The sequence below is a fragment of the Pseudarthrobacter sp. TE3704 genome (assembly GCF_056279405.1).
Map to the genome: position 1 here is coordinate 176,349 of NZ_JBWCCJ010000002.1, position 15,016 is coordinate 191,364.

A 15,016-nucleotide genomic window follows, 5' to 3' on the forward strand; every position below is an offset into this window, starting at 1 on the left:
CAACGGGGTGCCGGTCAGCGGCACGGCAAAGCCACCGGCCGCGGATCAGTAGACTATATAGGTGGCAAATCCAGCAAGTTACAGGCCCAGGACGGGTGAGATTCCCACCAACCCCGGGGTTTACCGGTTCCGTGATCCCCACGGCCGGGTCATTTACGTGGGCAAGGCGAAGAGCCTCAGATCGCGGCTGAACTCCTACTTCGCCAACCCTGCCGGGCTGCTTCCGAAAACCTACGCCATGGTTCATGCCGCCAGCAGCGTGGAATGGACCGTGGTGGGCAGCGAGCTGGAGTCGCTGCAGCTGGAATACACCTGGATCAAGGAATTCAAACCGCGGTTCAACGTGGTGTTCCGGGACGACAAAACCTACCCCTACCTCGCAGTGACCATGGGGGAGAAGTACCCGCGCGTCCAGGTGATGCGCGGTGACAAGAAAAAGGGCACCCGCTACTTCGGCCCCTACACCGCGGGCGCCATCCGGGAAACCATGGACACCCTGCTCCGGGTCTTCCCGGTGCGCAGCTGCAGCGCCGGAGTCTTCAAACGGGCCCAGGCCAGCGGGCGCCCGTGCCTGCTGGGCTACATCGACAAATGCGCGGCACCCTGCGTGGGCCGCATCTCCCCGGAGGACCACCGGGCCCTGGCGGAGGACTTCTGCGCCTTCATGGGCGGGGAGGCCAAGCGCTTCATCGCCAAGCTGGAAAAGCGGATGGCAGAAGCGGTGGCCGAACTCGACTACGAGCATGCAGCCAGGATCCGCGATGACATCACCGCCCTGCGCAAGGTCTTCGAACGCAACGCCGTGGTGCTCGCGGAGGACACCGACGCCGACATCTTCGCCCTGCACGAGGACGAACTGGAAGCCGCCGTGCAGGTGTTCCACGTCCGCGGCGGCAGGATCCGCGGCCAGCGCGGCTGGGTCGTGGAAAAAGTGGAGGACTCCACCACCCCGGACCTCGTGGAGCACCTCCTGCAGCAGGTCTACGGCGGCGACGGCGACAGCCACGGCCGGCTGCCCCGCGAAGTGCTGGTTCCGGTGGAGCCCAGCAACACCGGGGAACTGGCCGAGTGGCTTGCCGGCATCCGGGGCGCCAAAGTGGACATCCGGGTCCCGCAGCGCGGCGACAAGGCAGCGCTGATGTCCACGGTGCGTGAAAACGCAGAGCATGCGCTGAAACTCCACAAGACCCGCCGGGCAGGAGACCTGACCGTCAGGTCGCAGGCGCTCCAGGAACTTCAGGAGGCGCTGGACCTGCCCGTGCCGCTGCTGCGCATCGAATGCTTCGACGTTTCGCACGTCCAGGGAACCAACGTGGTGGCCTCCATGGTGGTGGTGGAGGACGGTCTGCCCAAGAAGTCCGACTACCGCAAGTTCTCCGTCACCGGACCCGCAGCCGCGGACGATACCGCCGCCATGCACGACGTCCTGACGCGTCGGTTCCGCCACTACCTGCAGGACAAGTCCGCCCAGGTGGACGAATCCGCGCTCAACCCGGAGCCCCTGAGCCCTGAACCGCTGGGCCCTGAAACGCCGGGCACCGAACCAACCACGGCACCGGCACCGGCACCGGCACCCGAAGGCACCGTACTGGACAGCACAACCCCGGCGCCCCGCGCGAAGTTCGCCTACCCGCCCAACCTGGTGGTGGTGGACGGCGGCAAGCCGCAGGTCAACGCGGCGGCGCGCGCCCTCGCGGACCTTGGCATCGATGACGTCTACGTTGTGGGCCTGGCCAAGCGCCTCGAAGAGGTCTGGCTTCCGGACAGCGACTTCCCGGTCATCCTTCCCCGCACCTCGCAGGGCCTCTACCTGCTGCAGCGCATCCGCGACGAAGCCCACCGCTTCGCGATCACGTTCCACCGGCAGAAGCGTGGAAAGGCCATGACGGTATCCGCGCTGGACGGTGTGCCGGGGCTGGGCGCGTCCAAGCGGAAGGCCCTGCTGGCCCATTTCGGGTCCGTCAAGGGCGTCAAGGCAGCCACCGCGGAGGAACTCTCCCAGGCGAAGGGCATCGGACCGGCACTGGCCGGCGCCATCGTGACCCATTTCTCTGCTGAGGGTCCGGCCGCAGCCACGGTACCGGCCATCAACATGACCACCGGCGAAATCATCGAAACTTAGCTAGGGTAAAGAGCGGGGTTTCCGCCAGTGCGGCCGCCCCGCGTGACAACAACAGAAACGGGGCGTACTTAATGGCAGACACGACGGCGGAATCCGGAGCCGGGCTTGACGGGATGCAGCCCGTAAAGCCGCTCGAAGCGGAGCTGCTGGTGGTCACCGGGATGTCCGGCGCCGGACGGAGTACAGCCGCTGACGCCCTCGAGGACCACGGCTGGTACGTCGTGGAGAACCTGCCGCCGCAGATGCTGGGGACGCTGGCCGAACTCGTCTCGCACGCCCCGCAGTCCATCCCGCGCCTGGCCGTGGTGATCGACGTCCGCAGCAAGGGCCTCTTCGCGGACATCCGCGCCGCCCTGGGAGCCCTCGCCGCCAGCGGCGTCACCTTCCGCGTGCTGTTCCTCGACGCCAGCGACAACGTCCTGGTCCGCCGCTTCGAGCAGGGGCGCCGGCCCCACCCGCTGCAGGGCGGCGGGCGCATCCTCGACGGCATCGCGGCGGAACGCGAGCTGCTCCAGGAACTGCGCGACAGCTCCGACGTCGTGCTGGACACCTCCGGCTACAACGTCCACGGCCTGGCCACGGCCATCACGGAACTGTTCAGCGAAACCGGCCCGGTGGCCCTCCGCCTGAACATCATGAGCTTCGGCTTCAAGTACGGCCTGCCCGTCGATTCCAACTACGTGGCCGACGTCCGGTTCATCCCCAACCCGCACTGGGTGCCGCAGCTGCGCCCGCACACCGGGCTGGACAAGGACGTCAGCGACTACGTCCTCGAAGCCGAGGGCGTCAAGAACTTCGTGGACCGCTACGTCATGGCCCTCGAACCCGTCCTGGACGGCTACCGCCGGGAAAACAAGCACTACGCCACCATCGCCGTGGGCTGCACGGGCGGGAAGCACCGCTCCGTGGCCGTCGCCGTCGAACTTTCCAAGAAGCTGGCGCAATACCCGCGGGTCACGGTGACCACCACGCACCGGGATCTGGGCCGCGAATAATGGCGTTGTTCACCGGCGCACTGCCGTTGGTCCCGCCTGCCTCCGGGACAGCGGCGGCGCAGCAGGACAAAGGCCCCAATGTCGTCGCCCTCGGCGGCGGGCACGGCCTGGCGGCCTCCCTTTCGGCGCTGCGCCTGCTCACGTCCCAGCTCACCGCCATCGTGACGGTAGCGGACGACGGCGGCTCTTCCGGGCGTCTGCGCGAGGAGTACGGCGTCCTCCCGCCCGGTGACCTGCGCATGGCACTGTCAGCCCTTTGCGACGATACCGACTGGGGACGCACCTGGCGCGACGTCATGCAGCACCGCTTCCGGCCCGGCAACGGCCCCGGCGGCTCCCTGGACGAGCACGCCATGGGGAACCTGCTCATCGTCACACTCTGGGAACTGCTCGGCGACGCCGTCGCCGGCCTCAAGTGGGCAGGTGCACTGCTCGGCGCGCGCGGCCAGGTGCTGCCCATGTCCACCGTGCCGCTGACCATCGAAGGGGATGTCAGGGTTACCGCACCCGACGGCGAATCCGTGCTGCAGACAATCCACGGGCAGGCACGGTGCGCCGTTGCAGGTTCCCTGGAGCAGGTCCGGCTCCTGCCGGAAGCCGCCCCGGCCTGCACCGAAGCACTCACGGCCATCGAACTCGCGGACTGGGTCATCCTGGGCCCGGGCTCCTGGTACACCTCAGTGCTCCCGCACCTGCTCCTGCCCGAAATGCGGCAGGCGCTGTGCCACACCCCAGCCAAACGCTGCCTCACCATGAACCTCGCCACGGACACCAAGGAAACGTCGGGCATGACGGCCGCCGACCACCTCCACGTGCTGCGCCGTTACGCTCCGGAATTCAGCGTGGACGTCGTCCTGGCGGATCCCGCCTCCGTTCCGGACCGGCAGGAGTTCGAGAAGGCAGCCGCGATGATCGGCGCCGAGGTGGTCTTGGGTAAAGTAGGGGCGTCGGTTCGCCGGCCCGTCCATGACCCCCTGCGTCTGGCGACGGCGTACCAGGACATTTTTGGGAACAGTTAGGAAGGTGCCATGGCACTGACAGCATCGGTCAAGGAAGAACTGTCCCGTCTGGACATCAAGAAGTCATCAGTGCGCAAGGCGGAAGTTTCCGCGATGCTCCGCTTCGCAGGCGGACTCCACATCATTTCCGGCCGGATCGTCATCGAGGCCGAAGTGGACCTCGCGTCCACCGCGCGACGGCTGCGGTCGGCCATTGCCGAGGTCTACGGACACCAGAGCGAGATCATCGTAGTCTCGGCGGGCGGGCTGCGGCGCGCCAGCAGGTATGTGGTCCGGGTCGTGCGGGACGGCGAGGCGCTGGCCCGGCAGACCGGCCTCCTGGACGGCCGCGGCCGCCCCGTGCGCGGGTTGCCGTCCGCCGTCGTCAACGGCTCGGCAGCGGATGCGGAGGCCGTCTGGCGCGGCGCCTTCCTGGCGCACGGCTCACTCACCGAACCCGGCCGCTCCTCGTCCCTCGAGGTCACCTGCCCCGGCCCCGAATCAGCCCTGGCACTGGTGGGCGCCGCCCGCCGGCTGGACATCCAGGCCAAGGCGCGCGAAGTCAGGGGAGTGGACCGCGTGGTCATCCGCGACGGCGACACCATCGCCGCCCTTCTCACCCGCATGGGTGCCCACGACGCACTGATGGTCTGGGAGGAACGGCGGATGCGCAAGGAAGTCCGGGCCACCGCCAACCGCCTCGCCAACTTCGATGACGCCAACCTGCGCCGCTCGGCACAGGCGGCCGTCGCGGCGGGCGCACGCGTGGACCGGGCCCTTGAGATCCTCGGCGACGACGTTCCCGAGCACCTGAAATACGCGGGTGAACTGCGCGTTGCCCACAAACAGGCCAGCCTGGACGAACTGGGGCGGCTGGCCGATCCCGTCATGACCAAGGACGCCATCGCAGGACGGATCCGCCGTCTCCTGGCGATGGCGGACAAGCGGGCCCTTGACCTTGGCATACCTGGAACGGACGCCAATGTGACGCCCGAAATGCTGGACGAGTAAGCGCCCCCATAGAATCAAAAATAATTCCGGGCGCCCGCCGTCCGGATGCACAATCCGAGAGTTACCACCCGGACCGAGTGTCCACGATATTGGAGGATTTTGTGACCGAGTACGTTTTGCCGGAACTCAGCTACGACTACGCCGCCCTCGAACCGCACATTTCCGCGCGGATCATGGAGCTGCACCACAGCAAGCACCACGCAGCCTACGTGGCAGGCGCCAACAACGCCCTGGCACAGCTGGCTGAAGCCCGCGAGAAGGGCGACTTCGCCAACATCAACCGGCTCTCCAAGGACCTCGCGTTCCACACCGGCGGCCACGTCAACCACTCCGTGTTCTGGAACAACCTCTCCCCGGACGGCGGCGACAAGCCCGAAGGTGAGCTGGCTGCCGCCATCGATGACGCCTTCGGCTCCTTCGATGCGTTCCGTGCGCAGTTCTCCGCAGCTGCCCTGGGCCTGCAGGGTTCGGGCTGGGGCTTCCTGGCCTACGAGCCCATCGGTGGAAACCTGGTCATCGAGCAGCTGTACGACCAGCAGGGCAACGTGGCGCTGGGCACCACCCCGCTGCTGATGCTCGACATGTGGGAGCACGCCTTCTACCTGGACTACGTCAACGTCAAGGCTGATTACGTCAAGGCGTTCTGGAACATCGTCAACTGGGCCGACGTCGCCAAGCGGTTCGAGGCAGCACGCAGCAACGCCACGGGACTCATCACCGTACGGTAGTGAGCACCGCCACACGCGTGTGTAACAAACTTCACATTCGGACTTAAAGAGGCCGCGATGTGGACCGTCCGCCCCCGCACTTGCGGGGGCGGACCCAGTTAAACGTAAGATAGGTCACGGAAGGCGGTTAGCCTTCAGCAATGAGGCTGGTCGCCCTCCGTATGTAAATCATCTCTGCCCAATGGCGTGCGGGATCTGTTAGTTGGCTTGAACGCCCGCTCAACTAGTAGTGCTTCATAAAGCACCAAGGAGACTGAAAAAGTGACGACCCGTATTGGTATTAACGGCTTTGGCCGTATTGGCCGCAACTACTTCCGCGCAGCGCTTGCACAAGGCGCGGACCTGGAGATCGTTGCCGTCAACGACCTCACCAGCCCCGAGGCCCTGGCGCACCTGTTCAAGTACGACTCCGTCGGCGGCCGGCTGAAGGAAACCATCGAGGTCAAGGACGGCAACATCGTCGTCAACGGCAACGTCATCAAGGTCCTGGCTGAGCGCGATCCCGCCAACCTGCCCTGGGGCGAGCTGGGCGTGGACATCGTCATCGAATCCACCGGCTTCTTCACCAAGGCCGCCGCTGCGCAGAAGCACATCGACGCCGGCGCCAAGAAGGTCCTCATCTCAGCCCCGGCGTCCGATGAAGACATCACCATCGTGATGGGCGTGAACCACAAGCTGTACGACAACGCCACGCACCACATCATTTCCAACGCATCCTGCACCACCAACTGCCTCGGCCCGCTGGCCAAGGTGGTCAACGACGAGTTCGGCATCGAACGCGGCCTCATGACCACCGTCCACGCCTACACCGCAGACCAGAACCTGCAGGACGGCCCGCACAACGACCTCCGCCGTGCACGCGCCGCCGCCATCAACATGGTCCCCACCTCCACCGGTGCAGCCAAGGCCATCGGACTCGTCCTGCCCGAGCTGAAGGGCAAGCTGGACGGCTACGCCATCCGCGTTCCCGTGCCCACCGGTTCGGCCACCGACCTCACCGTCACGGTCTCCCGCGAAACCACCGTCGAGGAAGTCAACGCCGCCCTCAAGCGCGCTGCGGAGTCCGAGGAACTGCAGGGCTTCCTGACCTACACCGATGAGCCGATCGTCTCCTCGGACATCGTCGGGGACCCCGCGTCGTCCATCTTTGACTCCGGCCTGACCAAGGTGATTGGCAACCAGGTCAAGGTTGTTTCCTGGTATGACAACGAATGGGGCTACTCAAACCGCCTCGTTGACCTTACGGAGCTTGTCGCATCCAAGCTGGGCTAGGGTTAGACACATGACATCTCACACCCTCAACGAACTCATCGCTGAAGGTGTCCGCGGGCGGTACATTCTGGTTCGAAGTGACCTGAATGTGCCGCTCGACGGCTCTACAGTCACTGACGACGGCCGCATCAAGGCCTCACTTCCAGTGCTGTCAAAGCTCACGGACGCCGGTGCCCGCGTGCTGGTAACAGCCCACCTCGGACGCCCCAAGGGCGCACCCGAAGACAAGTACTCCCTTCGCCCCGCAGCCACCCGGCTGGCGGAACTGGCGGACTTCAAGGTCACCCTCGCAGACGACACCGTGGGAGCCTCCGCCAAAGAGGCAGCAGCCGCGCTGCAGGACGGCGAGGTCCTCGTCCTGGAGAACGTCCGCTTCGACGCCCGCGAGACCAGCAAGGACGACGCCCAGCGCGGCGCCTTCGCTGACGAGCTGGTTGCCCTGACCGGCGGCAACGGCGCCTACGTGGATGACGCCTTCGGTGCCGTGCACCGCAAGCACGCCAGCGTGTACGACGTCGCCACCCGGCTTCCGTCGTACCAGGGCGACCTGGTGCACACCGAGGTGGAGGTCCTGCGCAAGCTCACCGCCGATACGCAGCGTCCCTACGTCGTGGTGCTCGGCGGTTCCAAGGTCTCTGACAAGCTCGCGGTCATCGACAACCTGCTCGGCAAGGCGGACACCATCCTGGTGGGCGGCGGCATGCTGTTCACCTTCCTCGCCGCTGCCGGCCACAAGGTGGCTGGAAGCCTGCTCGAGGAAGACCAGATCCCCGTGGTCCAGGACTACCTTAAGCGCGCGGCCGATGCCGGCACCGAATTCGTGGTGCCCACCGACGTCGTGGTGGCGGAGAAGTTCGCCGCCGACGCTGCGCACGAAACCGTTGCTGCGGATGCCATCGAGGACAGCAGCTTCGGCGCGCAGGGCATCGGGCTCGACATCGGCCCGGACTCAGCCGCTGCCTTCGCCGACCGTATCAAGAGTGCCCGGACAGTCTTCTGGAACGGTCCCATGGGGGTCTTCGAGTTCGAAGCCTTCTCGGCCGGAACCCGCGCGATTGCCCAGGCCCTGACCGAAACCGAAGCGTTCACCGTGGTTGGCGGCGGGGACTCCGCGGCGGCCGTGCGGACGCTTGGTTTCGCCGATGAGCAGTTCGGGCACATCTCCACCGGCGGCGGAGCCAGCCTGGAATACCTCGAGGGCAAGGAACTCCCGGGACTCAGCGTCCTGGACCGGTAGAGCCTTCCGGTAGTACTACCGGTCTGTCAATCCTCCGGCCGGCAGGTTGCCCGCGGCAGCCTGCCGGCCGAACACTTATCACAAACTTTTTTGGAGAATACGTGACTACGTCAACGAACGGCGCTTTCGACCGCAAGCCCTTCATCGCGGGCAACTGGAAAATGAACATGGACCACGTGCAGGGCATCACCCTCCTGCAGAAACTGGCCTGGACCCTTTCAGACGCAAAGCATGACTACAGCCGCGTCGAAGTTGCTGTCTTCCCCCCGTTCACCGATCTCCGCGGCGTCCAGACGCTCGTCCAGGGCGACGACCTGGACATCGCCTACGGCGGCCAGGACCTCTCCCAGTTCGACTCGGGCGCCTACACCGGTGACATCTCCGGCCAGTTCCTGAACAAGCTGGGGTGCACGTACGTGCTGGTGGGACACAGCGAACGCCGCACCATCCATAACGAGTCCGACGACGTCCTCAACGCAAAGGTCAAAGCAGCCTTCAAGCACGGCGTCACTCCTGTCCTCTGCGTTGGCGAAGGGCTGGAAATCCGGCAGGCCGGCACGCACGTGAACCACACGCTGGAACAGCTGCGCGCCGGAGTTGCGGGCCTCACCAACGAGCAGGCAGCCGAGCTCGTGGTCGCCTACGAGCCGGTCTGGGCCATCGGAACCGGAGAAGTTGCGGGCCCGGGGGATGCACAGGAAATGTGCGCCGCCATCCGCGCCGAGCTGGAAACGCTTTTTGGCGCCGACGTGGCCTCCAAGACTCGCCTGCTCTACGGCGGCTCGGTCAAGGCCAACAACGCCGCCGCCATCCTGCAGGAACGGGACGTGGACGGCCTGCTGGTGGGTGGCGCGAGCCTCGATCCTGCCGAGTTTGCTAATATTGTCAGGTTCGAGAGTCACCTGGTGACGGACTGATCCGTCCCGCCGCGCATACTCCCGCAATTCCAACTTTCTGAAAGGCCGTCGTGGACGTTCTTCATGTCATTCTGCAGATCCTCCTGGGCATCACCAGCCTCCTGCTGACGCTGCTTATCCTCCTCCACAAGGGACGGGGCGGCGGACTGTCCGACATGTTCGGCGGCGGCATGAGTTCGGGCCTGAGCTCCTCCGGCGTGGCAGAGCGCAACCTGAACAGATTCACCGTGATCCTCGGCGTCACCTGGGGCGTGGTAATCATTGCCCTGGGACTGATCATGCGCTTCAGTGGCGGGGACTCCTGATCCCCAACGTCTGAGGCAGCGATTCGGGGGGCACTCCCGCCGCAAGGATCTGCCAACTAAACTGTGGCTGTCGGCTATTTCGACAGCCACAGTTTTGCTTTAACAATGGCGTCAAGGCAGGAGTTGCGGTGGTCCATCCAGCGTCAGGTTTCCGCGGTACCCGCGCGGGGGTAACTGCAGGAACAGGTTCAAGCCTTCAATCCACCGAGGACCACGGGAGCGCCCTGCCGCGGATCCGGGTGTCCTACTGGTGCGCGAAGGGGCACGAAACCCAGCCCGTCTTCCTCAAACTTCCCGAGGACCAGATCCCGGCCATGTGGGACTGCCGGCGGTGCGGCGCGCCGGCCTCCAGGGACGGCCAGTCGGCGGCAGCAGCGGCCGACGACATGGACGACGGTTTCAAGAGCCACCTTGAGTACGTTAAAGAACGGCGCTCCAGCCAGGACGCGGAAGACGTCCTGGCCGGAGCGCTCGAGAGGCTACGCGCCCGCGGCGTCCTTCCGGACGAGCTGCTGCGGGACACGTGAGGCTGCGTTTTCGTCGATGAGCCACAGGGTCCGGGAGGTTCCCCGCGGACCTGCAGCCGGTACCTGGACGGGGTTGGCACCCGCGAGGGCAAGGCCCACGGCGCCGGCTTTGTCCTCGCCCGCAACCACCATCCAGACCTCGGAGGCCGTGTTGATGGCCGGAAGGGTGAGCGAGACCCGCAGCGGAGGCGGTTTGGGGGAGTTGCGGACCCCCACCACCGTCCGTTCCTTCTCCCTGATTCCCCCCTGCTCCGGAAAGAGCGACGCCACATGCGCGTCGGGACCAACACCGAGCAGGACAACGTCCAGCCGCGGCAACGCGGAAGGTTCCTCGGGCCGGTCATCGGACATGTCGGCAGCATGCTCAGCGGCGGCGGCCTCCCGGAGGCGGCGGGCGTAATCGTCCGCAGCTTCTTCCGGGCTGCCAAACTCGTCCGAGGAGCCCGGCTGGAAGACCCGCTCCGGATCTACCGGGATGCGGGAAAGCAGTGCGTCAAACGCCTGCTTTGTGTTCCGGTCAGGGTCCTGCGAACCCACAAAGCGTTCGTCGCCCCACCAGAAGTTGACCTTGGACCAGTCGACGGCGGGAGCGGCCGGAGAGTCTGCAACAGCCTTCAGCGTCCCAATGCCCACCGAGCCTCCGGTCAGCACCACAGTGGCCTCGCCGTACTTGTCCTGCACATCCACCAGTTTGGTGATGAGCCTGGCCGCGATGGCTGCCATGAGAACAGACGAATCAGGATGGATGCTTACTCTTGGCTCAACGCTCACTGGGACGGACGCTCCTTAGATTGGTACGTGGCAGTCCAATAGTAATCACTTCGCCGAAAACTTCGTCGGGGTCCAAACGGCGGAGTTCTTCGGCGAGGCAGTCGCGGAGGCTGCGGCGGGGAAGCGAGATTCGCTGGGCGGGCTGGCCCGGCTGGGTCAGTTCAGCGACGGACAGTCCCGGCCGGAAGAGCTGGACGTCCCCGCCGGGGCGGGTAAGCCGGACGCGGCGGATGCCGGTGCCGGCGGGATCCGCGACGATGGTGACGGGTGCGTCCAGGGTCAGGGTGAGCCAGGCCGCCAGCAGGATGGTGGACGGGGAGTCCGAGGCTCCTTCGACGGCGACGGCGGTCACCGGGGAGGAGTCCACCTGGTCCAGGACGGCGGCGAGTTGGATGCGCCAGTTGGTCAGGCGGGTCCAGGCGAGGTCGGTGTCGCCGGCTTTGTAGGTGGACCGGATGTTCTCCAGGGCGGCCTGCGGGTCCGGTTCGTTCGCGGAGTCGGTGATCCGGCGGTGCGCAATCCGGCCGATGGAGGTTTCACAGGCGCTTTCCGGGGCGCCGTGCGGCCACCAGGCCACGATCGGGGCGTCCGGGAGCAGCAAAGCGGCGACAAGGGACTCGGATTCGTGGGCGAGCTGGCCGTAGCCGCGCAGCACGATCACCTCGGAGGCGCCGGCGTCCCCGCCCACACGGATCTGCGCGTCGAGCCGGTCCGGGGCGTTCTTGCCGGCGTCGGCCAGCACGATGATCCGGCAGGGGTGTTCCCGGCTGGCCTCGTTCGCCGCTTCGATCGCTTCTTCCTCAAGCCCGGACTTCGTGACCACCACCAGGGTCAGGACCCGGCCGAGGGCGATCACGCCGCCCTGCTCGCGCAGGGCCATGATCTTTTTGGACACGTTCGAGGTGGTGGTGTCGGGCAGGTCAACAATCATGGCCTTCTCCAGGTTCGTCCGTCACGGGCCAGCAGCTCATCAGCGCTGGCCGGGCCCCAGGAGCCCGGGGCGTAGGGTTCGGGCTGTTCATCCAGGGTGGCCCAGTAGTCCTCGAACGGGTCAAGGATCTTCCAGGACAACTCCACTTCCTCATGCCGCGGGAACAGCGGCGGCTCACCCAGCAGCACGTCCAGGATCAGCCGCTCATACGCCTCCGGGGAGGACTCGGTGAACGAGTGCCCGTAGCCGAAGTCCATCGTCACGTCACGGACTTCCATCTGCGTGCCCGGGACCTTGGACCCGAACCGGATCGTCACACCCTCATCGGGCTGGACCCGGATCACCACGGCGTTCTGCCCGAAGTCATCCTCCCCATGGTCACGGAACAACAGGTTCGGTGCACGTTTGAACACCACCGCGATCTCCGTCACCCGCCTCCCCAGGCGTTTGCCGGCGCGCAGGTAGAACGGCACCCCCGCCCAGCGGCGGGTGTGGATGTCCACCCGGATCGCCGCGAACGTCTCCGTGGTCGAATCGGCCGGGATGCCTTCTTCCTCCAGGTAGCCCTGGACCTGTTCGCCGCCCTGCCAGCCGCCGGTGAACTGCCCCCGCGCCGAATGCGTGGACAGGTCCTCCGGGAGCTTGACCGCGGCGAGGACCTTTTCCTTCTCCGCCCGCAAATCATCGGCATTGAACGAGATGGGCTCCTCCATCGCGGTCAGCGCCAGCAGCTGCAGCAGGTGGTTCTGGATCACGTCCCTCGCGGCGCCCACGCCGTCGTAATACCCTGCCCGGCCGCCGGTGCCGATGTCCTCGGCCATCGTGATCTGGACATGGTCCACGTAGTTCGCGTTCCACAACGGCTCGAACAACTGGTTCGCGAACCGCAACGCCAGGATGTTCTGCACCGTTTCCTTGCCCAGGTAATGGTCGATCCGGAACACCGCGTCCGGCGGGAACACCGACTCGACAATGTCGTTCAGCTGCCGGGCCGACTCCAGGTCGTGCCCGAACGGCTTCTCGATCACCACCCGCCGCCACTTCTCACCCTCGGCCTGCGCCAGGCCATGCTTGGACAGCTGCCGGCAGACCTGCTCAAACGCCTTGGGCGGAATCGACAAATAAAACGCGTGGTTCCCGCGGGTCCCGCGGACATCGTCAAGTTCCTTGATCGTCTCACCGAGACGCTCAAACGCGCCGTCGTCGTCGAACTCGCCCTGGACAAAACGGATGCCCTCAGCCAGCTGGTTCCACACCGCCTCATCAAACGGCGTCCTGGCGTAGGACTGGACCGACGCCTTCACCTGACCGGCGAAATCAGCGTCACTCCACTCCCGGCGCCCAAAACCCACCAACGCGAAACTCGGCGGCAACAACCCCCGGTTCGCCAAGTCATACACAGCCGGCATCAACTTCTTGCGCGCCAAATCACCAGTAACCCCAAAGAGCACCAACGACGACGGACCCGCAATCCGGTTCAAACGACGGTCACGCGGATCCCGGAGCGGATTACGCCCCCGGGTCCCGGACCTTTTGCCGTATTCAGTTTCTGGCATGTTGCTTTTGTGCCTTAGCTTTCGGTAGCGGATGCGCGGGCGGAAAGTGCAGCGACGATGTCCTGCAGCTGCTTCACGCCGGCAGCACGGTTGGTCAGGTGCAGGCGCAGCACGGGACGGCCGTGCCCTTCCAGGACCTGGGCGTCGCCGGCTGCCTGCGCGGAGATCAATTCCCCGAACGTGAAGGGACGCTCCGGGATTTCAAGGTCTTCTGCAGGCGCAGCCGTGACCTGGAGGAACACGCCGATGGCGGGTCCGCCCTTGTGGAACTGGCCGGTTGAGTGCAGGAATCGGGGGCCCCAGCCGAATGTGACGGGACGGCCGGTGGCAGCTGCCAATTCGTCGCGGATCCCTTCCAGTTCAGCGAATGCGAGGCGGTCGAAGTACGCCTGCACGCTCAGGTAGCTGTCTGCCTCGAGGGTGCCCAGCAGTGCCTTGACGGCGGACTCCGCGGTGGCGGCATCACCGAGCCAGTCACCGCCGCGGACCTCGATGGCGCCATCGACGAATGCTGCGGCAGTGGGCTCCGGCTGGGCGTCCAGCAGGCCACGCGCTGCCACCTTGGCGGCTTCGACGTCGGGCTGGTCGAAGGGGTTGATGCCCAGCAAACGTCCCGCCACGGCGGTGGCGAACTCCCACACCATCATCTGTGTGGCCAGGCCACCTGCGATGGCCACTTCGTCGTCGCCGAGTTCGACGTCGGCATCAGCGGCCACCAGCCGTACCACCAGGACATCCGGCGCGCCGGACGTTACCTCGGGTGCCGCGGGTCCGGCCACGACCGGCAGGACGCCGGTGCCCAACTTGCCGGTGGATTCAGCGATGAGCTGTTCGGCCCAGTCGGCGAAGCCCACAATGCCGGAGCCGTCCTCGGCGATGACGATTTTGTTCCGCAGCGGCGTGGTTCCGCCCAGCGCGGTGCCGAGTGCGAGCCCGATGTTCTCGGGGGCGTCGTCATTGAGGATTTCCGCTGCTTCCTCGGCCTCGTCCAGGAAGGCCTGGATGTCCACGCCGGCCAGGCCGGAGGGAACCAGGCCGAAGGCCGTGAGGGCAGAGAAGCGGCCGCCGACGTTGGGGTCGGCGTTGAAGACGGCGCGGTAGCCGGCCTCGCGGGAAGCCTTGTCCAGCGGGGAGCCGGGGTCCGTGACGATGATGATCCGGCTGGCGGCGTCGATGCCGGCGTCGTTGAACGCTTTCTCGAAAATCCGCCTCTGGGAATCGGTTTCCACCGTGGAGCCGGACTTGGACGAGACCACGATCGCGGTCTCGGCCAACCGGTCGGCCAGGGCAGCACGGACCTGGTCCGGGTCCGTGCTGTCCAGCACAGTCAGCTCGACGCCGGCGGTGCCGGCGATGACCTCTGGGGCGAGGGAAGAACCACCCATGCCGCACAGCACAATGCGGGTGACGCCTTCAGCCCGGAGGGCGTCGCGGAGTTCCAGGATGTCCTTCACCAGCGGCTGGGAGACGGTCGCCGCCTCCACCCAGCCAAGCCGGATGGCCGACTCGGATTCTGCATCCGGACCCCACAGGGTGTGGTCCTTGGCAAAGATCCGGGTGGCGATCCGGTCCTCGACCAGAGCAGGAAGGTGCTGTTCAAGTGCCTTCTGGGCAGCGCCGGTGGCGTCGTAGCTGAGAGTGCTCAT

At 66.1% G+C, this 15,016-nt stretch carries 14 protein-coding genes; 10 read left to right on the forward strand and 4 right to left on the reverse strand.

Annotated elements, in window-relative coordinates; translation table 11 throughout:
- Nucleotides 1-61 precede the first annotated feature (61 nt).
- From uvrC to ACZ9BC_RS04785, 10 genes are all read left to right on the forward strand, one after another.
- Entirely contained in the window at nucleotides 62-2,122 is a 2,061-nt protein-coding gene (gene uvrC, locus ACZ9BC_RS04740; RefSeq protein ID WP_476244980.1) for an excinuclease ABC subunit UvrC, read from the forward strand.
- A gap of 71 nt (nucleotides 2,123-2,193) precedes the next feature.
- Complete coding sequence (gene rapZ / locus ACZ9BC_RS04745) at nucleotides 2,194-3,117, forward strand: RNase adapter RapZ (RefSeq protein ID WP_079596037.1); 924 nt, start codon at nucleotides 2,194-2,196, stop codon at nucleotides 3,115-3,117.
- Nucleotides 3,117-4,136, forward strand: a complete 1,020-nt coding sequence (locus ACZ9BC_RS04750; protein ID WP_079596038.1) for a gluconeogenesis factor YvcK family protein — start codon at nucleotides 3,117-3,119, stop codon at nucleotides 4,134-4,136. The genes rapZ and ACZ9BC_RS04750 overlap by 1 nt, the downstream gene beginning before the upstream one ends.
- Before the next feature lie 9 nt (nucleotides 4,137-4,145).
- Complete coding sequence (whiA, locus tag ACZ9BC_RS04755; protein ID WP_079596039.1) at nucleotides 4,146-5,126, forward strand: DNA-binding protein WhiA; 981 nt, start codon at nucleotides 4,146-4,148, stop codon at nucleotides 5,124-5,126.
- Between the two features lie 101 nt (nucleotides 5,127-5,227).
- Nucleotides 5,228-5,854, forward strand: a complete 627-nt coding sequence (locus tag ACZ9BC_RS04760) for a superoxide dismutase (protein WP_115523408.1) — start codon at nucleotides 5,228-5,230, stop codon at nucleotides 5,852-5,854.
- 261 nt (nucleotides 5,855-6,115) lie between these two features.
- Entirely contained in the window at nucleotides 6,116-7,126 is a 1,011-nt protein-coding gene (gap, locus tag ACZ9BC_RS04765; protein ID WP_079596041.1) for a type I glyceraldehyde-3-phosphate dehydrogenase, read from the forward strand.
- A 10-nt stretch (nucleotides 7,127-7,136) separates the two neighbouring features.
- Nucleotides 7,137-8,363 carry a phosphoglycerate kinase gene (locus tag ACZ9BC_RS04770; RefSeq protein ID WP_476244981.1) on the forward strand — a complete coding sequence of 409 codons (1,227 nt, stop codon included), beginning with the start codon at nucleotides 7,137-7,139 and terminating at the stop codon, nucleotides 8,361-8,363.
- 101 nt (nucleotides 8,364-8,464) lie between these two features.
- Nucleotides 8,465-9,280 carry a triose-phosphate isomerase gene (gene tpiA, locus ACZ9BC_RS04775; protein WP_476244982.1) on the forward strand — a complete coding sequence of 272 codons (816 nt, stop codon included), beginning with the start codon at nucleotides 8,465-8,467 and terminating at the stop codon, nucleotides 9,278-9,280.
- A gap of 50 nt (nucleotides 9,281-9,330) precedes the next feature.
- Entirely contained in the window at nucleotides 9,331-9,585 is a 255-nt protein-coding gene (gene secG, locus ACZ9BC_RS04780) for a preprotein translocase subunit SecG (protein ID WP_079596044.1), read from the forward strand.
- A gap of 128 nt (nucleotides 9,586-9,713) precedes the next feature.
- Nucleotides 9,714-10,112 (forward strand): RNA polymerase-binding protein RbpA, encoded by a 399-nt coding sequence (locus tag ACZ9BC_RS04785; RefSeq protein WP_476244983.1) that lies wholly within the window; start codon nucleotides 9,714-9,716, stop codon nucleotides 10,110-10,112.
- On the opposite strand, the gene pgl is transcribed toward ACZ9BC_RS04785, so the two are convergent.
- The 4 genes from pgl to ACZ9BC_RS04805 are packed head-to-tail and all read right to left on the reverse strand — an operon-like array spanning nucleotide 10,065 to nucleotide 15,016.
- The gene (pgl, locus tag ACZ9BC_RS04790) at nucleotides 10,065-10,883 is read right to left on the reverse strand and encodes a 6-phosphogluconolactonase (RefSeq protein WP_079596046.1); all 819 of its coding nucleotides are present in this window, start codon (nucleotides 10,881-10,883) and stop codon (nucleotides 10,065-10,067) included. The two genes, ACZ9BC_RS04785 and pgl, sit on opposite strands and share 48 nt — an antisense overlap.
- Nucleotides 10,873-11,814, reverse strand: coding sequence for a glucose-6-phosphate dehydrogenase assembly protein OpcA (locus tag ACZ9BC_RS04795; RefSeq protein ID WP_476244984.1), 942 nt, complete (start codon nucleotides 11,812-11,814; stop codon nucleotides 10,873-10,875). The genes pgl and ACZ9BC_RS04795 overlap by 11 nt, the downstream gene beginning before the upstream one ends.
- Nucleotides 11,811-13,370 (reverse strand): glucose-6-phosphate dehydrogenase, encoded by a 1,560-nt coding sequence (gene zwf, locus ACZ9BC_RS04800; protein ID WP_079596048.1) that lies wholly within the window; start codon nucleotides 13,368-13,370, stop codon nucleotides 11,811-11,813. The genes ACZ9BC_RS04795 and zwf overlap by 4 nt, the downstream gene beginning before the upstream one ends.
- Nucleotides 13,371-13,384: 14 nt before the next feature.
- A complete protein-coding gene (locus ACZ9BC_RS04805; RefSeq protein WP_476244985.1) occupies nucleotides 13,385-15,016 on the reverse strand; it encodes a glucose-6-phosphate isomerase in 1,632 nt (543 codons plus the stop codon).